Annotated in this window: 19 protein-coding genes; 13 read left to right on the forward strand and 6 right to left on the reverse strand. The window is 63.0% G+C overall.

All coding sequences use genetic code 11. The annotated features are described in order from the left end of the window. Positions 1 to 80: 80 nt before the first annotated feature. The 6 genes from HU749_RS06285 to HU749_RS06310 all read right to left on the reverse strand — a co-directional run bounded on the left by HU749_RS06285 (position 81) and on the right by HU749_RS06310 (position 6,894). Positions 81 to 899 carry an ABC transporter permease gene (locus HU749_RS06285; RefSeq protein WP_041475751.1) on the reverse strand — a complete coding sequence of 273 codons (819 nt, stop codon included), beginning with the start codon at positions 897 to 899 and terminating at the stop codon, positions 81 to 83. Further along, entirely contained in the window at positions 889 to 1,836 is a 948-nt protein-coding gene (locus HU749_RS06290; RefSeq protein ID WP_014336741.1) for an ABC transporter permease, read from the reverse strand. Before HU749_RS06290 ends, HU749_RS06285 begins: the two co-directional genes overlap by 11 nt. 1 nt (position 1,837) lies before the next feature. Then, a complete protein-coding gene (locus HU749_RS06295) occupies positions 1,838 to 2,875 on the reverse strand; it encodes an ABC transporter ATP-binding protein (RefSeq protein ID WP_018611080.1) in 1,038 nt (345 codons plus the stop codon). A 207-nt stretch (positions 2,876 to 3,082) separates the two neighbouring features. Beyond that, positions 3,083 to 4,234, reverse strand: a complete 1,152-nt coding sequence (gene ydcS, locus HU749_RS06300) for a putative ABC transporter substrate-binding protein YdcS (protein ID WP_186649984.1) — start codon at positions 4,232 to 4,234, stop codon at positions 3,083 to 3,085. A gap of 90 nt (positions 4,235 to 4,324) precedes the next feature. After that, entirely contained in the window at positions 4,325 to 5,782 is a 1,458-nt protein-coding gene (locus tag HU749_RS06305; protein ID WP_095963313.1) for a gamma-aminobutyraldehyde dehydrogenase, read from the reverse strand. 197 nt (positions 5,783 to 5,979) lie between these two features. Beyond that, positions 5,980 to 6,894 carry a LysR family transcriptional regulator gene (locus HU749_RS06310; RefSeq protein WP_095963314.1) on the reverse strand — a complete coding sequence of 305 codons (915 nt, stop codon included), beginning with the start codon at positions 6,892 to 6,894 and terminating at the stop codon, positions 5,980 to 5,982. A 182-nt stretch (positions 6,895 to 7,076) separates the two neighbouring features. Between HU749_RS06310 and HU749_RS06315 the strand changes: the two genes are divergently transcribed. The 13 genes from HU749_RS06315 (at position 7,077) to HU749_RS06375 (ending at position 22,299) form a co-directional block, all read left to right on the forward strand. After that, complete coding sequence (locus HU749_RS06315) at positions 7,077 to 7,787, forward strand: tellurite resistance TerB family protein (protein WP_046065340.1); 711 nt, start codon at positions 7,077 to 7,079, stop codon at positions 7,785 to 7,787. A 282-nt stretch (positions 7,788 to 8,069) separates the two neighbouring features. Further along, positions 8,070 to 9,692, forward strand: a complete 1,623-nt coding sequence (locus HU749_RS06320) for a methyl-accepting chemotaxis protein (protein ID WP_046065339.1) — start codon at positions 8,070 to 8,072, stop codon at positions 9,690 to 9,692. Next, on the forward strand, positions 9,692 to 10,228 hold the full coding sequence (locus tag HU749_RS06325) for a chemotaxis protein CheW (RefSeq protein WP_046065338.1): 537 nt from the start codon (positions 9,692 to 9,694) through the stop codon (positions 10,226 to 10,228). The genes HU749_RS06320 and HU749_RS06325 overlap by 1 nt, the downstream gene beginning before the upstream one ends. Further along, a complete protein-coding gene (locus HU749_RS06330) occupies positions 10,225 to 11,490 on the forward strand; it encodes a CheR family methyltransferase (RefSeq protein WP_186649982.1) in 1,266 nt (421 codons plus the stop codon). The genes HU749_RS06325 and HU749_RS06330 overlap by 4 nt, the downstream gene beginning before the upstream one ends. Further along, complete coding sequence (locus HU749_RS06335) at positions 11,487 to 12,158, forward strand: chemotaxis protein CheW (RefSeq protein WP_046065336.1); 672 nt, start codon at positions 11,487 to 11,489, stop codon at positions 12,156 to 12,158. The genes HU749_RS06330 and HU749_RS06335 overlap by 4 nt, the downstream gene beginning before the upstream one ends. After that, positions 12,155 to 14,419, forward strand: a complete 2,265-nt coding sequence (locus HU749_RS06340) for a hybrid sensor histidine kinase/response regulator (RefSeq protein WP_186649979.1) — start codon at positions 12,155 to 12,157, stop codon at positions 14,417 to 14,419. Before HU749_RS06335 ends, HU749_RS06340 begins: the two co-directional genes overlap by 4 nt. Beyond that, positions 14,416 to 15,426 carry a chemotaxis response regulator protein-glutamate methylesterase gene (locus tag HU749_RS06345; RefSeq protein ID WP_186649976.1) on the forward strand — a complete coding sequence of 337 codons (1,011 nt, stop codon included), beginning with the start codon at positions 14,416 to 14,418 and terminating at the stop codon, positions 15,424 to 15,426. Before HU749_RS06340 ends, HU749_RS06345 begins: the two co-directional genes overlap by 4 nt. A 45-nt stretch (positions 15,427 to 15,471) precedes the next feature. Beyond that, positions 15,472 to 16,473 (forward strand): diguanylate cyclase domain-containing protein, encoded by a 1,002-nt coding sequence (locus HU749_RS06350; protein WP_186649973.1) that lies wholly within the window; start codon positions 15,472 to 15,474, stop codon positions 16,471 to 16,473. 280 nt (positions 16,474 to 16,753) lie between these two features. After that, positions 16,754 to 17,849 (forward strand): peptide chain release factor 2 gene (prfB, locus tag HU749_RS06355; protein WP_095963568.1). Its coding sequence is split into 2 segments (ribosomal slippage): positions 16,754 to 16,825 and positions 16,827 to 17,849, totalling 1,095 coding nucleotides; the frame shifts between segments, so codons are not numbered across the junction. Between the two features lie 109 nt (positions 17,850 to 17,958). After that, positions 17,959 to 19,461 carry a lysine--tRNA ligase gene (gene lysS / locus HU749_RS06360; RefSeq protein ID WP_003198151.1) on the forward strand — a complete coding sequence of 501 codons (1,503 nt, stop codon included), beginning with the start codon at positions 17,959 to 17,961 and terminating at the stop codon, positions 19,459 to 19,461. Positions 19,462 to 19,562: 101 nt separating this feature from the next. Further along, positions 19,563 to 20,279, forward strand: coding sequence for a TetR/AcrR family transcriptional regulator (locus HU749_RS06365; RefSeq protein ID WP_003198153.1), 717 nt, complete (start codon positions 19,563 to 19,565; stop codon positions 20,277 to 20,279). A gap of 151 nt (positions 20,280 to 20,430) precedes the next feature. Then, positions 20,431 to 20,985: a hypothetical protein gene (locus HU749_RS06370; RefSeq protein ID WP_046065332.1), complete on the forward strand. Its 555-nt coding sequence runs from the start codon at positions 20,431 to 20,433 to the stop codon at positions 20,983 to 20,985. A gap of 36 nt (positions 20,986 to 21,021) precedes the next feature. Then, entirely contained in the window at positions 21,022 to 22,299 is a 1,278-nt protein-coding gene (locus HU749_RS06375) for a flavohemoglobin expression-modulating QEGLA motif protein (RefSeq protein ID WP_014336757.1), read from the forward strand. Positions 22,300 to 22,310: the final 11 nt, after the last annotated feature.

Raw genomic sequence — 22,310 nt, forward strand, 5'->3', positions numbered from 1 at the left:
CGATAGCGGTCTTACAGTCGACATCTGTGTTGAGTGTTTGTCAGTCATCGCGAGCAAGCTCGCTCCCACAAAAAGCCCTTCTACTTCCCGCCGCTACCGGCCACGCTCTCACCGCCACGGGTCAGGTAATACGCGCCCAATATCGGCACCATCGTGACCATCATCACCAGCATCGCCACCACGTTGGTCACTGGCACATCGCGCGGGCGGCTGAGTTGGTTGAGCAGCCATAGCGGCAAGGTGCGTTCGTGGCCGGCGGTGAAGGTGGTGACGATGATCTCGTCGAATGACAGCGCAAACGCCAGCATCCCACCGGCCAACAGTGCCGACCCCAGGTTGGGCAAGATGATGTAGCGAAAGGTCTGCCAGCCGTCGGCGCCCAGGTCCATCGACGCCTCGATCAGGCTGTGGGAGGTGCGGCGCAGGCGGGCGATGACGTTGTTGTAGACGATCACCACGCAGAAGGTTGCATGGCCGACGACGATGGTGAACATCCCTGGCTCGATGCCCAGGGTCTTGAAGGTCGCCAGCAGCGCGATGCCAGTGATGATGCCCGGCAAGGCAATCGGCAGGATCAGCATCAGCGAAATGCCTTGCTTGCCGAAGAAATCCCGACGGTACAGCGCCGCTGAGGCCAGGGTGCCCAGCACCATGGCGATCAGCGTGGCGATGGCCGCGACCTGCAACGACAGCTTGATCGCCTCCAGCACATCCGGGCGCGAGAAGGCGACGCTGAACCACTTCAGGGTCAGGCCCTTGGGCGGGAAGCTGAACGCGGCGTCCTCGGTATTGAAGGCGTAGAGGAAGATGATCAGGATCGGGAAGTGCAGGAACACCAGCCCGCCCCACGCCGCGATCCGCAAGCCCCACGAGGCCCGGTCTTGAGAGTCAGAGTGCATCGAAAGCTCCCAGTCGCTTGACGATGGATAAATAGATCGCGATCAGCACGATGGGCACCAGGGTGAACGCCGCGGCCATGGGCATGTTGCCGATGGCGCCTTGCTGGGCGTAGACCATGCTGCCGACGAAGTAGCCCGGCGGGCCCACCAACTGGGGCACGATGAAATCCCCCAGGGTCAGCGAGAAGGTGAAGATCGAGCCGGCGGCAATGCCGGGGATCGACAGCGGCAGGATCACCTGCATGAACGTCTGGTGTGGCCTGGCGCCCAGGTCGGCCGAGGCTTGCAGCAGCGATGGCGGCAGGCGCTCCAGGGACGCCTGGATCGGCAGGATCATGAACGGCAGCCAGATGTAGACGAATACCAGGAACCGGCCCAGGTGTGAGGTGGACAAGGTGCTGCCACCCACGCCCGGGATCCCCAGCACGAACTGCAACACCGGCCCCAGGCCCAGGTGCTGGACGAACCATTGCGCCACGCCACCCTTGGCCAGCAGCAGCGTCCAGGCATAGGCCTTGACGATATAGCTGGCCCACATCGGCAGCATCACCGCGATGTAGAAAAACGCCTTGGTCTTGCCACTGGTGTAGCGCGCCATGTAGTAGGCAATCGGGAACGCGACGATGGCGCTGGCGATGGACACCGCTATCGCCATGCTCAGGGTGCGCAAAATGATGTCGAAGTTCGACGGTTGGAACAGCGCCGCGAAATTCGCCAGTGTCAGGTCCGGCGTGACCGCCATGGTGAAGTCGTCGAAGGTGTAGAAACCCTGCCACAACAAGGTCAGCAGCGAGCCCAGGTAGATCGCGCCGAACCAGAGCAGCGGCGGCACCAGCAACATCGACAGGTACAGGTTGGGGCGCCGGTACAGCAGGTTGGAAAAGCGTCGCAACGGTGAACCGGGCGTGGGCGTTTGAGCGATGGCCAGGGTGTTCATCTCACACCTCGCCGCTGACGGTGTCGTGCAGCGCGACCATCGCCTCCCGCGCCCAGCGTACGCTCAGGTGCTGGCCGGTCTGGTGCTGGGCTGTGTTGTCGAGCCACTGGGTGTTGGCCTGGCTGAGGTTCAGGGTCTGGCCGTTGGCAAGTTTCAACTCGTAGCGCGTGGCGCTGCCCTGGTACTGGATGTCGTGCAGCAGGCCGTGGACTTCGATTTCGCCACTGGCCAACGGTCCCTCGGCGAAACGCACGTGTTCCGGGCGAATCGAGAACGGCTGTGGATAACCGCTCAGTTCCCGGGCCAGCTCGCCACGGATCACGTTGGAGGTGCCGACGAATTCAGCGACGAAGGTGGTCGCCGGCTTCATGTACAGGTTGCGTGGGGTATCGACCTGTTCGATGCGGCCCTTGTTGAACACCGCGACACGGTCGGACATCGACAGCGCCTCGGTCTGGTCGTGGGTGACGAAAATGAAGGTGATGCCCAGCTGGCGTTGCAGCTTCTTCAATTCGCCCTGCATCTGTTCACGCAGCTTCAGGTCGAGGGCGCCCAAGGGTTCATCGAGCAGCAACACTCGCGGGCGATTGACCAACGCGCGGGCCAGGGCCACCCGTTGACGCTGGCCGCCGGAGAGCTGCACCGGCTTGCGCTCGCCGTAGCCGCCCAGGGCAACCATCTCCAGCGCTTCGTCAGCGCGCTTGATGCGCTCGGCCTTGGCAACGCCTTTGACTTTCAGGCCGTAAGCCACGTTGTCGCGCACGTTCATATGGGGGAAGAGGGCGTAATCCTGGAACACCGTGTTGACGTCCCGCTGGTACGGCGCAAGCCCGGTGGCCTCTTCGCCATGGATGCGGATCGAGCCGGCACTGGGTTGTTCGAACCCGGCGATCAGTCGCAGGCAGGTGGTCTTGCCCGAGCCGGACGGGCCCAGCATGGAAAAGAACTCGCCGTCCTGGATGTCGATGCAAACCCGGTCAACGGCTTTCACTTCGCCAAATTGACGGGATACCTGGGTGAATTGGACTGCAAGCGTCATGGTGCGGGGCTCCAAAAAGCGCGATTTCTATTGGATCGTGGGTGGGTTGCCGTGCACCAAACCTTTGGGAGCAGTGCTGTGGGAGCAAAGCTTGCTCGCGATACAGGCGCCTCGGCTCCCCGAGAGACCGCGTCATTTTCATCGCGGGCAAGCCTTGCTCCCACACAAGAGCGGTGCTCAGCTCCAGTTTTTCGCCGACTGAGGGCCTTACCGCCCGCCCATGATCGCAATGTAGTCCTGGGTCCAGCGGCTGTACGGCACGAACTTGCCGCCCTCGGCCTGTGGGGTTTTCCAGAAGGCGATCTTGTCGAACTGATCGAAACCGTTGGTCTTGCAGCCCTCGGCGCCCAGCAGCTCGCTGCCCTTGCACGCCGCAGGCACCGCCGGCAACGAGCCGAACCACGCGGCCACGTCACCCTGGACTTTCGGTTGCAGCGACCAGTCCATCCACTTGTACGCGCAGTTGGGGTGCTTGGCCTCGGCGTGCAGCATCGTGGTGTCGGCCCAACCGGTGGCGCCTTCCTTCGGAATGGTCGAGGCGATCGGTTGCTTCTCGTTCATCAGGCCGTTGACCTGATACGGCCAGGCGCCGGATGCCACCACGCCTTCGTTCTTGAAATCGCTCATCTGCACGGTGGTGTCGTGCCAGTAGCGGTGGATCAGCGGTTGCTGGGCCCGCAGCAATTCCAACACAGCCTTGTACTGGGCTTCGTCGAGTTGGTACGGGTCCTTGATGCCCAGCTCAGGCTTGGCGGTCTTGAGGTACAGCGCCGCGTCGGCGATGTAGATCGGGCCATCGTAGGCTTGCACGCGCCCCTTGTTCGGCTTGCCGTCGGGTAAATCCTGGGCGCTGAACAGTACGCTCCAACTGGTGGGCGCCTGCTTGAATACATCGGTGTTGTACATCAGCACGTTCGGGCCCCACTGGTACGGGGTGCCATAGGTCTGCTGGTTGACCACGTACCACGGCGCATCCTTGAGGCGCGGGTCGAGGTTTTTCCAGTTGCTGATCAGTGCGGTGTTGATCGGCTGCACACGCTTGCCGGCAATCAGCCGCAACGAGGCGTCGCCCGAGGCGGTGACCAGGTCGTAGCCACCCTTGGTCATCAGGCTGACCATTTCGTCGGAGGTGGCGGCGGTTTTCACATTGACCTTGCAACCGGTTTCCTTCTCGAAACCGCTGACCCAATCGTAGGCCTTGTCGCTTTCGCCGCGTTCGATGTAACCCGGCCAGGCGACGATATCCAGTTGGCCCTCGCCGGCGCCGACGGCCTTGAGCGGTTCGGCGGCCTGGAGGCTGACGCTGGTCAGCAGCGCCGTGGTGATTGCGCTGAGCAATACGGTCTTGTGCGCGTACATGGAAATCCCTCTTGCTTTAATTATGGTCGGGGCAGTGTTCGAACAGGGTGAAGCGCCATGGATGGCCTGTTATTAGAGTAGTGCTGTTATCTACAGATGCTGGCCGTGGCGGGCCATGATGTGGCGCACCACGCTGTAGTCCTGGAGCGAATCGCTGGACAGGTCTTTGCCGTAGCCCGAACGTTTCAGGCCGCCGTGGGGCATTTCGCTGACCAGCATGAAATGGCTGTTGATCCAGGTGCAGCCGTATTGCAGGCGTGCCGCCACCTGCATGGCCTTGTCCAGGTTCTGGGTCCATACCGAGGACGCCAGGCCGTATTCGGAGTCGTTGGCCCAGTCCACCGCCTGGCTGAGTTCGTCGAAGCGGGTCACGGTGACGACCGGGCCGAATACTTCGCGCTGGACGATTTCATCGCTTTGCTTGCAGCCGGCCAGCAGCGTGGGCTGGTAGTAGAAACCGGCGCCGGAATGCACCGCCGCGCCGGTAATGCGTTCTATGTGTGGCTGGCCGAGGGCGCGTTCGACAAAACTGGCCACGCGGTCGCGCTGACGGGTGCTGATCAGCGGGCCGATCTCATTGTCGGCGTCGCGCTTGCCGGCAAAGCGCAGGCTGCTGACGGCCGCGCCGAGTTCGGCCACCAGACGGTCGTGAATTGCGCCTTGGGCGTAGATCCGACACGCCGCCGTGCAATCCTGCCCAGCGTTGTAATAGCCGTAGGTGCGTACGCCTTCGACCACGGCCTGGATGTCGGCGTCGTTGCACACGATCACTGGCGCCTTGCCGCCCAGCTCCAGGTGTGTGCGCTTGAGGGTTTTCGCTGCTGCCTGGAGGATCTTCTGCCCGGTGACGATATCGCCGGTCAGCGAGACCATGCGCACCTTGGGATGGCTGACCAGATGGCTGCCCACACCTTCGCCGCCTCCGCAGAGGATATTGATGACGCCTCGTGGCAGGATCCGGGCCAGTGTCGGCGCCAGGGCCAGGATCGACAGCGGTGTGTGTTCCGACGGCTTGAACACCAGCGTATTGCCAGCGGCCAGGGCCGGGGCGATTTTCCACGCGGCCATCATGATCGGGTAATTCCACGGCGCAATGGACGCCACCACGCCAATCGGGTCGCGGCGCACCATGCTGGTGTAGCCGGGCAGGTATTCGCCACTGAGCTGACCGGTCTGGCAGCGCACGGCGCCGGCGAAGAAACGGAATACATCCACCGTCGCACTGAGGTCGTCCTGGCGCGCCAGGTGCAGCGGCTTGCCGCAGTTCAGGGATTCGAGGCGGGCCAGCTCATCGGCGTTCTTTTCGATGGCGCTGGCGATGTCCAGCAGCAGGTTCGAGCGTTGTTGCGGCGTGGTGCGCGACCAGCCGTCGAAGGCCTGATGGGCGGCGAGGATCGCGGCTTCGACCTGCTCGGTACTGGCCTCGGCGATGTGAGCCAGCACTTCGCCGGTGGCCGGGTTGAGGATCGGCTCGACAATGCCTTCACCGGGAACGAGTTCCCCGTCGATCAGCAACGCGGTGCACAACGGGGTTTGCGTGCCAGCCATTTTTTATAGGTCTCAGTTGAAACAAAGAACCTGTGGGAGCGAGCTTGCTCGCGATAGCGGTGTATCAGTCGAATTAATGTTGCCTGTCACACCGCTATCGCGAGCAAGCTCGCTCCCACAATGGATTGTTGGGGCTCAGCAAGACTAGTGCTCGGCCGCAGGGCTGACAAATTCGAAATACTCAAGGCTGCGTTCGATTAAATAGATGGCTTGCGCCCGCCATGGGGCTGTTCCCGGGCGACGGCCAGGAACGGGTCGACCGACGCCGGCCGTGCCGTGCCCCGGCGCCAGGCCAGGCCGACGTCGAGGGTCTGGTTGAGGTCGGCAATCGGTCGCGCTTCGATGATGTCGCCTTCCAGCGACCAGGGGCGGTAGGTCATGTCTGGCTGGATCGACACCCCCAAGCCTGCTGCCACCAGGCTGCGCACCGCTTCGGTCGAGGCAGTGCGCAGGGTGATCCTGGGTTGCAGGCCGGCACCACGCCACAGGCGTTGGGCGTTGCGGTCCATTTCATCGACGTTCAGCTGGATCAGCGGCTCGTGGGCCACGTCGGCCAGGTTGATGCTGTCGTGCTCCAGCAGCGGGTGCTGCGCCGGCAGCCACAGGCGGTGTGGCGAATGCGTCAGGACTTCGGTCTGCAAGGCGTGGCGGTCTTCCAGGTTGGACAGGATCAACACCCCGACGTCGATTTCGCCGCTGACCAGCAAATGCTCGATGTACGGTCGCTCGTCCTCCATCACCCGGATCTCCACGTTGGGATAGGCGCGCTGGAAACGGGTCAGCAGGTCCGCCAGGTAATAGCCGGCGACCAGGCTGGTGACGCCGATGGTGACTTGGCCGGCGACCTGGTCGGTGCTTTGTTGCAGGCTGCGCTTGGCGTTGTCGACGGTGGCCAGGATCAGGTGGGCCTGGCGCAGGAATTGGTGGCCCTGGTGGGTCAGGGTCATGCCCTTGGCGTGACGGTTGAACAGGCTGACGCCGATTTCCTGCTCCAGTTGCTGGATGGCCAGTGTCAAAGTGGACTGGGAAATGAATGCCGTTTGCGCAGCGGCAGAGATGGAGCCGGTTTCAGCCACGGCGATGAAATGGCGGATCTGACGCAGGGTCATCATGGTCGAATACCCAGTGGGCGGTTTTATCGATGTGCTGGAGTGTATATCGTTTTTTTAGAAGGGTAGGTGAGCGCTTCGCTGAAGGCGCCAAGCAACATCTGGAAGCAATCTCGCCCGAGGCGCCGGGGCACTTTCGATCTAGGCTGGGGGCCTTACGTTGACCCGAAATGTGGAGACAACAAATGAACACCCGTGGATTGCTCGATCAGCTTCTCAAGTCCGGCCAGGAAATGTTGCAGAACAAGGCTGGCGGCTCCCAAGGCAAGTCGTCCGGCGGTCTGGGCGGGTTGCTCGGTGGCTCCGGCAACTTGGGCGGGATGCTTTCCGGCGCGGGCGGCGGGGCACTGGCCGCCGGGGCCATGGGCCTGTTGCTGGGCAACAAGAAAGCCCGCAGCTTCGGCGGCAAGGCCCTGGCCTATGGTGGCCTCGCGGCCTTGGGCGTGATCGCCTACAAGGCCTACGGCAACTGGCAGGCCCAGCAGGGCACCGCGCCGAAAACCGAACCGCAGACCCTCGACCGTGTACCCCCGGCGCAGGTCGAGCAGCATAGCCAGGCGATCCTCAAGGCGCTGGTGGCAGCGGCCAAGGCCGATGGCCATGTGGACGAGCGCGAGCGGCAGTTGATCGAAGGCGAGTTCACCAAGCTCGACAACGACCAGGAACTGCAACACTGGCTGCACGCCGAACTCAACAAACCCCTGGACCCCACCGACGTCGCCCGTGCCGCCAGCACCCCGGAAATCGCGGCGGAAATGTACATCGCCAGCGTGATGCTGGTGGACGAGGAAAACTTCATGGAGAAGTCCTACCTCGACGAACTGGCGCGCCAACTCAAACTGGAGCCAGGGTTGAAGGTGGAGTTGGAGAAACAGGTACGCCAGGCGACTGTATAGATCAGTCCCAACCTAACTCCCACAGTGGTTTTGTGTCGTCTGATACTTCTGTGTCCAACGCATTTCCTGTGGGAGCGAGCTTGCTCGCGATGGGGCTCGATCAGTCACAGCTTCGTTGCCTGACACTCCGCTATCGCGAGCAAGCTCGCTCCCACAGGAGGCATTGCTCATCTTGAGAGAACTACGAGCCTCGCCTTCGTCAAAATCCCCTCACGCCGCCATACTGGCCCGGCGCCGCCCTCGGCTATACTGCCCAGCATTTCAAGTGCCCGAGGTTTTACTGTGAAGAATTGGACATTGCGCCAACGCATCCTGGCGAGTTTTGCGGTGATCATCGCCATTATGCTGCTGATGGTGGTTGTCTCGTATTCACGGTTGTTGAAGATCCAGGACAGTGAAGAAAACGTCCGGGTCGATGCTGTGCCGGGGGTGTATTTCAGTTCCATGATTCGCGGCGGCTGGGTTGACAGCTACGTCTTGACCCAACAAATCGTCGGCCTTTCGGGCAACCGGGAAATTACCGCCGAGGACAAGGCCCGCTACCAGGGCTTCGAGCAGCACCTGCGCGAAGAAATACAGAACTATCAAAAACTGATCCAGAACCCCGCAGACCAAGTCTCTTTCGATGAGTTCGAGGTCAACCACCAGGACTTCAACAAGGCCCTGGCGAAGGTCCTGGACCTGTATCAGCGCAAGGATTACGAAGGGGCGCGACGGGCGCTGAACACAGAGCTGACGACGGCGTGGCTCGACGGCCGCGGGCACTTGAACCAGATCATCGAGCGCAATCGCGAGCTGGCGGAAAACGCCACCCTGACCATTGGCGATGCGGTCACGGCGGCCAAGATCGCCATGGGCCTGTCGTTACTGGTCGCGCTGATCATCGCCGTGCTGTGCGGGCTGTTGTTGATGCGGGCGATCATGGGGCCGATGAACCGTATCGTCGAGATTCTCGAGATCATGCGCAGCGGCGACCTGAGCGGGCGCCTGAACCTGGCGCGCAAAGACGAATTTGGTGCCGTGGAAACCGGCTTCAACGACATGATGGCCGAACTGACCTCGCTGGTGTCCCAGGCCCAGCGCTCTTCGGTGCAGGTCACCACCTCGGTCACCGAGATCGCCGCCACCTCGCGCCAGCAGCAGGCCACGGCCACCGAAACCGCCGCCACCACTACCGAGATCGGCGCGACGTCCCGGGAAATCGCCGCCACCTCCCGGGACCTGGTGCGTACCATGACCGAAGTGTCCACCGCCGCCGACCAGGCTTCGGTGGCCGCCGGCTCCGGCCAGCAAGGCCTGGCGCGCATGGAGGAAACCATGCATTCGGTGATGGGCGCCGCCGACCTGGTGAACGCCAAGCTGGCGATCCTTAACGAGAAGGCCGGCAACATCAACCAGGTGGTGGTGACCATCGTCAAAGTGGCCGACCAGACCAACCTGTTGTCCCTCAACGCGGCCATCGAGGCCGAAAAGGCCGGCGAGTACGGTCGCGGTTTTGCCGTGGTGGCCACTGAAGTACGACGCCTGGCCGACCAGACCGCCGTGGCGACCTATGACATCGAGCAGATGGTGCGCGAGATCCAGTCCGCGGTATCGGCCGGTGTGATGGGCATGGACAAGTTCTCCGAAGAAGTGCGTCGGGGCATGGCCGAAGTGCAGCAGGTGGGTGAGCAACTGTCGCAGATCATCCATCAGGTCCAGGCCCTGGCGCCGCGCGTGTTGATGGTCAACGAAGGCATGCAGGCCCAGGCCACCGGTGCCGAGCAGATCAACCACGCCTTGGTGCAACTGGGCGATGCCAGCAGCCAGACCGTGGAGTCCCTGCGCCAGGCCAGTTCCGCCATCGACGAACTGAGCCAGGTCGCCGTGGGACTGCGCAGCGGCGTCTCGCGTTTCAAAGTCTGATGGGCGAACTCGAGACCCGGCGTGGCGCCGCACCGACGGCCCGCCAGTCGTTGTTCCTGGTGTTCTGCATCGGCAACGAACGTTACGCCCTGCAGGCCATCGATGTGGTGGAAGTGCTGCCGCGCCTGCCTCTCAAGCCGATTGCCCGGGCGCCGTCCTGGGTGGCGGGGGTGTTTGCCTGGCGCGGCACGGTGGTGCCGGTGATCGACCTGTGCGCCCTGACCTTCGGCCAGAGCGCACAGGCCCGGACCAGTACGCGATTGGTGCTGGTGCGCTATCAGGGCGACGCGCAACAAACGGGACAAGTGCTGGGGTTGATCCTGGAACAGGCGACCGACACCGTGCGCTGCGACCCGGCCGATTTCAAACCCTATGGCCTGGACAACCGGCAGGCGCCGTACCTTGGCCCAGTACGCGAAGATGCCCAGGGGTTGCTGCAATGGGTGCGGGTCAATGACCTGCTCGACGATTCAGTCCGGGCGCTGTTGTTTCCTGCGCCGCCGCTGAACCTCGATGACCTCGAGGCAACGCCATGAACAACGATCAGCGTTTTTTCGATTTCCTCAAGGAGCGCATCGGCCTGGATGTGACCTCCGTTGGCACCGCGATCATTGAGCGGGCCGTGCGCCAGCGCATCATTGCCGTGCCCGGGCGAACCGCCGATGAATATTGGCTGGCCCTGCAGCATTCGGCCCAGGAGCAGCAGGCGCTGATCGAAGCGGTGATCGTCCCGGAGACATGGTTCTTCCGCTACCCGGAATCCTTCGCGACCCTCGCCAGGCTGGCCGTCAAGCGCCTGGCCGAGATCAAGCATTTGCGCGCGCTGCGCATCCTCAGCCTGCCGTGTTCCACCGGCGAAGAACCTTATTCGATTGCCATGGCCTTGCTCGACGCAGGCCTGGGACCGCATCAGTTCAAGGTAGACGGCCTGGACGTCAGCCCGCTGTCGGTGGCGCGGGCCAAGGAAGCGCGTTACGGCAGGAATTCCTTCCGTGGCGCGGAACTGGGTTTTCGCGAGCGGTACTTCGACGCCGAAGACGAGGGTTACCACCTCAGCGAGCGGGTGCGCGAACAGGTGCGTTTGCAAGTGGGTAACCTGCTGGATCCGGCTTTGCTGGTGAACGAGGCACCTTACGATTTTGTGTTCTGTCGCAACCTGTTGATCTATTTCGACCAGCCGACCCAACAGCAGGTGTTCGAGGTGCTCAAGCGCCTGACCCATCAGGACGGTGTGCTGTTTATCGGCCCCGCCGAGGGCAGCTTGCTGGGCCGACTGGGCATGCGCTCGATCGGGATCGCCCAATCGTTCGCCTTCAGCCGCCAGGGGGCGCCCGAGCCACAACCGTTGCCGGCCTTGATGCCGACTCCGCTGCCGGTTCGTCAGCCTCCGCCCCGCGTCGTTGCGCCAGTGATTCGGCCGCGGCCGTTTGCGGCGAACGTGACGCCGATTGTCGAGCCCAAAAGCAGCGATGCCGCGACCTTGCTGGCCAATATCGCCGCCCTGGCCAACGGTGGCAAAAGCGCCGAGGCCCGCGTGGCTTGCGAGGCCTACTTGCGCAGCCACGCGCCAAACGCCCAGGTGTTCTATTGGTTGGGTCTGCTCAGCGACATGGCTGGCAGCGCCCTTGAAGCCCAGGGTTTTTATCGCAAGGCGCTTTATCTTGAACCGCAACACGCCGAGGCCCTGGTGCATCTGGCGGCGCTGCTGGCTTCCCAGGGAGACGCGGCTGGAGCCCGTCGATTGCAGGAACGCGCCGCCCGTAGCGGGCGCGCGGCAGACAGTGAGCACAAACGATGAGCGGTTCGGCTTCTTACACCGTCACCCATGACGATGCCCAGGCTATCGACGACTGCTGGAATCGCATCGGCGTGCATGGCGACAAATCCTGTCCGTTGTTGGTCGAGCATATCCACTGCCGCAATTGCTCGGTGTATTCGGCGGCCGCCACCCGGCTGCTCGACCGTTATGCCTTGCCGCAGGATCAGCGGGACTTGTCCCTGGCCCCGGTGGACACCGATGTGGTCACGCGTTCGCTGCTGATGTTCCGCCTCGGCGAGGAATGGCTGGGCCTGACCACTCGCAGCCTGGTGGAAGTGGCGCCGTTGCAGCCGATCCATTCCTTGCCCCACCAGCGCTCGCGGGCCTTGTTGGGCGTGGCGAATGTACGCGGGGCGCTGGTGGCCTGCCTGTCGCTGGTGGAACTGTTGGACCTGGAGCCCGGCGTGGCGGCGGTTTCCGGCGCACGGGTCATGCCGCGCATGTTGATTGTCGCGGCCAAGGGCGGGCCGGTGGTGGTGCCGGTGGATGAGGTGGACGGCATCCACGCCATCGATGAACGCATCCTGGCGAGCGCTTCGCAATCGACGGGCAAGTACACCCGTGGCGTGCTGCCCTTCAAGGGCCGCAGCCTGCGCTGGCTGGATGAAGAACAACTGCTGTCCGCCGTGGCACGGAGCCTGTCATGACCCCTGATCAGATGCGCGACGCCTCGTTGCTGGAGCTGTTCAGCCTGGAAGCCGAAGCCCAGGTCCAGGTTTTGAGTGCCGGCCTGCTGGCCCTGGAGCGCGATCCGACCCAGGCCGACTATCTGGAGTCGTGCATGCGCGCGGCGCATTCCCTCAAAGGCGCGGCGCGCATTGTCGGGGTAGACGCCGGGGTCAGCGTGGCCCATGTGATGGAAGATTGCCTGGTCAGCGCCCAGGAGCGGCGGCTGGTGCTGGGCGCTGAGCACATTGATGCCTTGCTGCAAGGTACTGACCTGCTGACGCGCATCGCCACCCCGGGCAACAGCGTCGGTGCCCCGGACATCGACGCCTATGTGGGGTTGATGGGGCGGCTGCTTGATCCCAACGCGCCACAGGCCCCGGCAGTGGCGTCACCGAGCGTCGAAACACCGGTCGAGCCGCTACGCGTTGAGCTGCCGGACGTGGAACCGCCCGCGGCAACGGAGCCGGCTCCCAAGCGCAAACGGGTCACCGAAGGCGGCGAGCGGGTCTTGCGGGTCACGGCCGAACGCCTCAACAGTTTGCTCGATCTGTCGAGCAAGTCCCTGGTGGAGACCCAGCGCCTCAAGCCCTGGCTGGCGACGATGCAGCGGCTCAAGCGCCAGCAAAGCACTGGCCTGCGCGCCCTTGAAGAGCTGAACGTGCACCTCAAGGACCACGCCCTGAGCCTGCAAGCCCAGGAAGCCCTTGGCGATGCTCGCCGTTTGCTCGCCGAAACCCAGCAATTGCTGGCGCAGAAAACCGCCGAGCTGGATGAGTTCGCCTGGCAGGCCAGTCAGCGGGCGCAGGTGCTGTACGACACGGCGCTGGCCTGTCGCATGCGCCCGTTCGCCGATGTGCTTTCGGGTCAGGCACGCATGGTCCGTGACCTGGGCCGCAGCCTGGGCAAACAGGTGCGCCTGGAGATTGAAGGCGAGAAAACCCAGGTCGACCGCGATGTGCTGGAAAAGCTTGAAGCGCCACTGACCCACTTGCTGCGCAACGCCGTGGACCACGGCATCGAAACCCCGGAGCAACGAATGCTGGCCGGCAAGCCCGCCGAAGGCCTGATCCGCCTGCGGGCTTCCCATCAGGCTGGCCTGTTGGTGTTGGAGCTGGCGGACGACGGCGCCGGGGTGGACCTGGAACGGGTGCGCCGCAGCATCGTCGAGCGCGGCCTTTCCCCTGAGCAAACCGCCGCCAGCCTGAGCGAAGAGGAGCTGCTGACCTTCCTGTTCCTGCCCGGTTTCAGCCTGCGCGACAAAGTCACCGAAGTGTCCGGGCGCGGCGTCGGCCTGGACGCTGTCCAGCACATGGTCCGGCAACTGCGCGGTGCGGTGGTGCTGGAGCAGACGGCGGGCGAGGGCAGTCGCTTCCACCTCGAGGTGCCGCTGACGCTTTCGGTGGTGCGCAGCCTGGTGGTGGAAGTCGGCGATGAAGCGTACGCCTTTCCCCTGGCCCACATCGAACGCATGTGCGACCTGGCGCCGGAAGACATCGTCCAGGTCGAAGGTCGCCAGCATTTCTGGCACGAAGGCCGGCATATCGGCTTGGTCGCCGCCAGCCAGTTGCTCAATCGCCCGGCGACGCAGAACGGCAGCCAGACCCTCAAGGTCGTGGTCATCCGTGAGCGCGAGACGATCTACGGCGTGGCGGTGGAGCGCTTCATTGGCGAGCGGACCCTGGTGGTCCTGCCCCTGGACGAACGCTTGGGCAAGGTCCAGGACATTTCCGCCGGGGCCTTGCTCGACGACGGCTCGGTGGTGTTGATTGTCGATGTCGAAGACCTGCTGCGTTCGGTGGACAAGTTGCTCGATACCGGGCGCCTGGAACGCATCGCCCGACAGAACCAGGCCCAGGCCCCGCGCAAGCGGATCCTGGTGGTGGACGATTCCCTGACCGTGCGCGAGCTGCAACGCAAGTTGTTGCTCAATCGCGGCTACGACGTGGCGGTGGCGGTGGATGGCATGGATGGCTGGAATGCATTGCGCTCGGAGGATTTCGACTTGCTGATCACCGATATTGACATGCCGCGCATGGACGGCATCGAGCTGGTATCGCTGTTGCGGCGCGACAACCGCTTGCAGTCGCTGCCGGTGATGGTGGTGTCCTACAAGGACCGCGAAGAAGATCGTCGTCGTGGTCTCGACGCCGGGGCCGACTATTATTTGGCCAAGGCGAGTTTCCACGACGACGCCTTGCTCGACGCCGTGGTTGAGTTGATCGGAGGGGCTCGCGCTTGAAGATCGCCATCGTCAATGACATGCCCCTGGCGGTCGAAGCCCTGCGCCGCGCCCTGGCGTTCGAGCCGGCGCATCAACTGGTCTGGGTGGCGGCCAATGGGGCCGAGGCGGTGCAGCGCTGCGCCGAATACACCCCGGACCTGATCCTCATGGACTTGTTCATGCCCGTCATGGATGGCGTGGAGGCCACCCGGCGGATCATGGCCGACAGCCCATGCGCTATCGTGATTGTCACGGGTGACAGCCAGCAGAACGTCCACCGGGTGTTCGAGGCCATGGGTCATGGCGCACTGGATGTGGTCGATACCCCGGCCCTGGGCGTCGGTAACCCGGCAGACGCGGCGGCGCCGCTGTTGCGCAAGATCACCAACATCGGCTGGCTGATCGGTGAGCGCAACAAGCGTGAGCGACCCGCGCCGGCGGCGCAGCGTGCGGCAGTGTCGCGCAAGAGCCTGGTGGCCATCGGGTCGTCGGCGGGCGGGCCGGCGGCGCTGGAGGTGCTGCTCAAGGCGCTGCCGCGAGACTTTACCCCGGCCATCGTGCTGGTCCAGCATGTGGACGAGGTGTTCGCCGCCGGCATGGCCGAGTGGCTGGGCAGTGTCTCGGGCCACACGGTGCGCCTGGCCCGGCAGGGCGAGACGCCACAGAGCGGCACGGTGTTGCTGGCCGGGACCAATCATCATCTGCGTTTGTTGAAGGACGGCACCCTGGCCTACACCGCTGAGCCGGTGAACGAGATCTACCGGCCTTCCATCGACGTGTTTTTTGAAAGTGTCGCCCAGTACTGGAGCGGTGACGCGGTGGGCGTATTGCTCACCGGCATGGGCCGCGACGGTGCACAAGGGCTTAAACTCATGCGCCAGCAGGGCTATGTGACCATCGCCCAGGACCAGCGCAGCAGTGCGGTGTACGGGATGCCCAAAGCGGCGGCCGCCATCGACGCCGCCGCCCATATTCTTGCCCTGGACGCTATCGCGCCACGGCTGTTGGAGATTTTTACCCCATGAAGAACCCCGCCAGCGTTGCCCCAGGCCGTACTCAGGTAAGCCACCATGAATGATCTGCAGCTCGACGATTTCAAGCGCGATGAGAACGCCGCCATGGTCTTGCTCATCGACGATCAGGCGATGATCGGCGAGGCGGTACGGCGCGGGCTATCGAACGAAGACAACATCGACTTCCATTTCTGCTCCGACCCTCACCAGGCCATCGCCCACGCGATTCGCATCAAGCCGACGGTGATACTCCAGGACCTGGTGATGCCCGGCCTGGATGGCCTGAGCCTGGTTCGCGAGTACCGTAACCATCCGGCCACCCGCGATATCCCGATCATTGTGCTGTCCACCAAGGAAGACCCGTTGATCAAGAGCGCGGCGTTCGCCGCCGGGGCCAACGACTACCTGGTCAAGTTGCCGGACAACATCGAACTGGTGGCGCGCATCCGCTATCACTCGCGTTCCTACATGATGCTGTTGCAACGCGACGCGGCCTATCGGGCACTGCGGGTCAGCCAGCAGCAACTGCTCGATACCAACCTGGTGCTGCAACGCTTGATGAACTCCGACGGCCTGACCGGGTTGTCCAATCGCCGGCACTTCGACGAATACCTCGAGCTGGAATGGCGCAGGGCGATGCGCGACCAGAGCCAACTGTCGCTGCTGATGATCGATGTGGACTACTTCAAGGCCTACAACGACAGCTTCGGCCACCTGGAGGGCGACGAAGCGCTGCGCAAGGTCGCCACGGCGATCCGCGAGGCGTGCAGCCGTCCGTCCGACTTGCCGGCCCGCTACGGCGGCGAGGAATTCGCCCTGGTCCTGCCCGGCACCTCGCCGGGCGGCGCCCGGCTGATGGCCGAGAAACTGCGCCAGGGTGTCGCCGCCCTGAAAATCCCCCACACCACGCCCGACGGCGGCGAAAACCTGACTGTCAGCATCGGCGTCTCGACCTTCACCCCCCAGCAGGGTAGCGATTGTCGGCAACTGATCTCGGCGGCGGACAAGGGGTTGTACCTGGCCAAGCACAATGGGCGTAATCGGGTGGGGGTTGAATAGGCTCCTTGCCTGGTGAGATTGCTTTTGTGGCGAGGGAGCTTGCTCCCGCTGGGCTGCGCAGCAGACCTGAAACCAGACGGCTCGGTGTATCAGATGAGTTGAGTCGCTCCTTTTGGGGCTGCTGCGCAACCCAGCGGGAGCAAGCGCCCTCGCCACGGGGCCAGTGTTGAGCCCTATCCCTGAGTTTCATGCCCCTAAAGCCGCCAGGCGGGCTGCCGCTGGCGCTTGATTACGTTATACTCGCCGGCTTTCAAAAGTTCGCCAATGAGTGCTGCCCGCCATGGAAATCAACCCGATCCTGAACACCATCAAGGACCTCTCCGAGCGCTCCGAAACTATTCGGGGGTATCTTTGACTACGATCAAAAGCATGAGCGTCTGACCGAAGTCAATCGCGAGCTTGAAGATCCGAATGTCTGGAACAACCCTTCGTACGCCCAGGAGCTGGGCCGCGAGCGTTCTGCGCTGGCGCAGATCGTCGAGACCCTGGACGAGTTGTCCAGCGGCCTGGCCGATTGCCGCGACCTGCTGGACATGGCTGTCGAAGAGAACGATGAAGGCGCGGTCGGCGATGTCGTCGCCGAGCTGACACGCCTGGACGAGAACCTCGCCAAGCTGGAATTCCGTCGCATGTTCAGCGGCGAGATGGACATGAACAACGCCTACCTGGACATCCAGGCCGGTTCCGGCGGCACCGAGGCCCAGGACTGGGCCAACATCCTGCTGCGCATGTACCTGCGCTGGGCTGACAAACGCGGTTTCGACGCCACCATCATGGAACTGTCGGCCGGTGAAGTCGCCGGGATCAAGGGCGCCACCGTGCACATCAAGGGTGAATACGCCTTTGGCTGGCTGCGGACCGAGATCGGCGTGCACCGCCTGGTGCGCAAGAGCCCGTTCGACTCCGGCAACCGCCGCCACACCTCGTTCTCGGCTGTGTTCGTCTCGCCGGAAATCGATGACAACATCGAGATCGAGATCAACCCGGCGGACTTGCGCATCGATACCTACCGTTCCTCCGGGGCCGGTGGTCAGCACGTTAACACCACCGACTCGGCCGTACGGATTACCCACGTACCGACCAACACCGTGGTCAGTTGCCAGAACGAGCGTTCCCAGCACGCCAACAAAGACACCGCGATGAAGATGCTCCGGGCTCGCCTGTACGAGCAGGAAGTGCAGAAGCGCAACGCGGCGTCCCAGGCGCTGGAAGACACCAAGTCGGACATCGGCTGGGGTCACCAGATCCGTTCGTACGTGCTCGATGCCTCGCGGATCAAGGATCTGCGGACCAGCATCGAACGCAGCGATTGCGACAAGGTGCTCGATGGCGATATCGATGAATACCTGATCGCCAGCCTCAAACAAGGGCTGTAACGCGACACCCATGCGGCGGGCAGGCACGCTTCCATCAAGGAGCATGACTCGCCCGCAAACTCCGGCCCGGGGCCGGGGGCAACGAACCTGTGATGGAATCCTTAAAGACATGAGCGACCTAGAACTCGACCCGCAAGCCCTGCAACAGGAAGAAAACTCCCTGATCGCCCTGCGCAAGGAAAAGCTTGCTGCCGAGCGCGCCAAGGGCCAGGCCTTCCCCAACGACTTCCGCCGCGACGCCTACTGCGACGTCTTGCAGAAGCAGTATGCGGACAAGACCAAGGAAGAGCTGGCCGAGGCGGCGATTCCAGTCAAGGTGGCCGGTCGTATCGTGCTCGATCGTGGTTCGTTCATGGTGATCCAGGACATGACCGGGCGCCTCCAGGTCTACGTCAACCGCAAGACCCTGCCGGAAGAAACCCTGGCCGCCGTCAAGACCTGGGACCTGGGCGACATCATTGCCGCCGAAGGCACCCTGGCCCGTTCCGGCAAGGGCGACCTGTACGTCGAGATGACCAGCGTGCGCCTTCTGACCAAGTCCCTGCGCCCGCTGCCGGACAAGCACCACGGCCTGACCGACACCGAGCAGCGCTATCGCCAGCGCTACGTCGACCTGATCGTCAACGAAGACGTGCGCCAGACGTTCCGCGTGCGCTCGCAAGTCATCGCCCACATCCGCAGCTTCCTGATGAAGCGTGACTTCCTGGAAGTCGAGACGCCAATGCTGCAGACCATCCCCGGCGGTGCGGCGGCCAAGCCGTTCGAAACCCACCACAACGCCCTGGACATGGAAATGTTCCTGCGTATCGCGCCGGAGCTGTACCTCAAGCGTCTGGTTGTGGGTGGCTTCGAAAAAGTCTTCGAGATCAACCGCAACTTCCGTAACGAAGGCGTTTCGACCCGGCACAACCCCGAGTTCACCATGCTCGAGTTCTACCAGGCCTACGCCGACTACGAAGACAACATGGACCTGACCGAGGAACTGTTCCGCGAGCTGGCCCAGCTTGTTCTCGGGACGACCGACGTGCCGTACGGCGACAAGGTGTTCCACTTCGGTGAGCCGTTCGTGCGCCTGTCGGTGTTCGACTCGATCCTCAAGTACAACCCTGAACTGACTGCCGATGACCTGAACGACATCGAAAAGGCCCGCGCCATCGCCAAGAAGGCCGGTGCCAAGGTGCTCGGCTTCGAAGGGCTGGGCAAGCTGCAAGTGATGATTTTCGAAGAGCTGGTCGAGCACAAGCTGGAACAGCCGCACTTCATCACCCAGTACCCGTTCGAAGTGTCGCCGCTGGCCCGTCGCAACGACGAGAACCCAAGCGTGACCGACCGTTTCGAGCTGTTCATCGGTGGCCGTGAAATCGCCAACGCCTATTCCGAGCTCAACGATGCAGAAGACCAGGCCGAGCGTTTCATGGCCCAGGTGGCTGACAAGGACGCCGGCGACGACGAAGCCATGCACTACGATGCCGACTTCGTGCGTGCCCTGGAATACGGCATGCCGCCGACCGCTGGCGAAGGTATCGGCATCGATCGCCTGGTGATGTTGTTGACCAACTCACCGTCGATCCGGGACGTGATTCTCTTCCCGCACATGCGGCCTCAAGCGTAAGTGCTTCAACTAAAAAGCCGCCTGGAAGGGCGGCTTTTTATTGCCTGTCTGGTACAAACGTATCAATTGGTTACTTTTTCAAAGAGCGAGGAAGACCTGTCGTGAATCGTGCAATGGCTTCAGAAGGTGCAGCGGGCGTCGCCACGGCTGTCGCTGAAAGTGTTCAGTACCAGGGCCGCAAGGCCAGCCGACAGGGCAGTGAGCAGCGTCGCCAGGAGATTCTCGACGCGGCCATGCGCATTGTGGTGCGTGATGGCGTGCGAGCCGTGCGTCACCGCGCCGTGGCCGCCGAAGCCGGCGTGCCGCTGTCGGCCACCACGTATTATTTCAAGGACATCGATGACTTGCTCACCGATACCTTCGCCCAGTATGTGGAACGCAGCGCGGCGTTCATGGCCAAGCTGTGGACCAACAACGAAGGCCTGCTGCGGGAAATGGTCGCCTATGGGGACGGCAGCGCCCAATCGCGTTCGCAACTGGCGGACGACATTGCCCGGATGACCGCCGACTACGTGCAACACCAATTGGACAGTCGCCGTGAGTACCTGATGGCCGAACAGGCCTTTCGCCAGGAAGCGCTGCTCAACCCGCGCCTGGCGGTATTGGTGCGTTCCCACCAGCAGATTTTGCTGCACGGCACCTGTCAGTTTTTCCAGGTATTGGGCTCCCGTGAGCCGCAACAGGATGCCAAAGTGTTGACGGCGATTATCGGTCGGATGGAATATCAGGGCTTGCTCAATGGCGCCGAGCCGGTAGCCGATGAAGATATGCTCGGCATCCTGACCCGCTACATGCACCTGGTACTGGCGTCGGTGTAACCCAGATGGGTTCACCACAGCCCTTGTGGCGAGGGAGCTTGCTCCCGCTTGAGCGCGCAGCGCTCACCAAAAAAGGGGGCCGCTGCGCAGCCCAGCGGGAGCAAGCTCCCTCGCCACAAAGGCAAGGCGACCTGTGCCATAGGGAGTTCAAATGAAAGCCTGGCGTGCCGTTGTACTGGCCGTGTCGTTGCTGCTGCTCAGTGGTTGCCTGGTGTCGTTCAAGGCACCGTTGCCTGACAGCGAAGCCGCGCCCGCGGGCCTGCTCGGTCACTGGACCAGCACCAATGCCTGGGGCGAACCGTTGAACCTGGAGCTGACGCAGGTCGGCAAGCACCGCTACCAGGCCATCAGCTACTTCAGGGCCAGGCCCCATGAGCGCGAAGCCATCCCGCTGACTGTGTCCCGTCATGGCAGCCGCTGGTACGTATCGGCCAAGGTGCCGGCCCGGTTTGGCGGCCATTATCTGATCGCCGGTTTCGAGTTGACCGACAAGCAAGAGCTGGTGGTCTACAACCTGGACCTGGAGCAGATCAACCAGGCCATCGGCCAGAAGATCCTCAGCGGCCAACCGAACCAGAGCGAGGAAGGTGACGGCGTGCTGGTGGACAGCGACATGAACAAGGTTTTCGGTTACCTCGACGACCCGGCCAATTCCGACGTGTTCTCGGAGGCCGTGCGCTACCAGCGGCTGGTCAAATCCCAATAACGGCAACAAGCGGACGTTTTTTCACAGGAGTTCCGGGTGGACGATTACCAGCAGACGATACGCACCTTGTCCGATCGCATTGTGCTGGCGCAAACGCCGATTCGCATCCTCGACGCGGTGAAGTGGGACGAGAGCATCCGCAAGGGGTTTCTCAAGGCCAAGGGCAAGGAAATGCCTGCGGTGGATCGCGACTATTACCTCAACCGGCCACTGTCCTTCGATTCCAGCAAGGTGAAGCTGGAGTTCCAGAACATCGAGCGGGACATCACCCGCCAACTGGGGCAGTTCAACCCGGTCGGCCAGATCATGCGCCGCATGTGCAAGGAATACCGCATGGTGGTGCGCATGCTCGAGGCGCGTGGCACCGAGGATTTCGGGCTGATCTCCCAGGAGCTCTATGGCGCCGCCTCCGATGCCTTCCACGCCGGCGACCCGACCCTGGCCGACCTGGGCCTGATGCTCTCCGATTACCTGAACAACATCGATGGCCGTGGCGACCTCAAGGACGAGCCCAAAGTCCTCAGCGCCAAGGAAGCCGTCAGCCTGCTGCAGCACCGCCTCAACCGGGTGTTTGGCGAAGCCGAGGAAACCATCCGGGTGTTCGAGTCCGATGGCATTGTGGCCGACGCAGCGGCGGGTGCGGACTACATCAAGATCCGCACCGATGCGATGTTCAACGAGCGCGACGTACGAGCGCTGGAAGTCCACGAAGGGCTGGTGCACGTCGGCACCACCCTCAACGGCCTCAACCAGCCAATCTGCACCTTCCTGTCCAAGGGCCCGCCCTCGTCCACCGTGACCCAGGAAGGCCTGGCGATCCTGATGGAAATCATCACCTTCGCCTCCTATCCGAGTCGCCTGCGCAAACTGACCAACCGCACCCGGGCCATTCACATGGTGGAGGAGGGCGCCGATTTCCTGCAGGTCTTCGAGTTCTTCCGCGAGCAGGGCTTTGAAATGGCCGAAAGTTACGGCAACGCCAGTCGGGTTTTCCGAGGATCGGTGCCGACGGGTCTGCCATTCACCAAAGACTTGTCCTACCTCAAGGGCTTCATCATGGTTTACAACTACATTCAGTTGGCCGTGCGCAAGGGCAAGCTGGAACAGGTGCCGCTGCTGTTCTGCGGCAAGACCACCCTCGAGGACATGCGTACGTTGCGGCAACTGGTGGACGAAGGCCTGGTGGTACCGCCCAAGTACCTGCCCGAGCAGTTCCGTGACATGAACGCCCTGTCGGCCTGGATGTGTTTCTCCAACTTCCTGAACCACCTGAGCCTGGACCGGATCGAAGCGGATTATTCCAATATCCTCTAATCGCACCACCC

It is taken from the genome of Pseudomonas ogarae, from assembly GCF_014268695.2.
Classification (GTDB): Bacteria; Pseudomonadota; Gammaproteobacteria; order Pseudomonadales; family Pseudomonadaceae; genus Aquipseudomonas; species Aquipseudomonas kilonensis.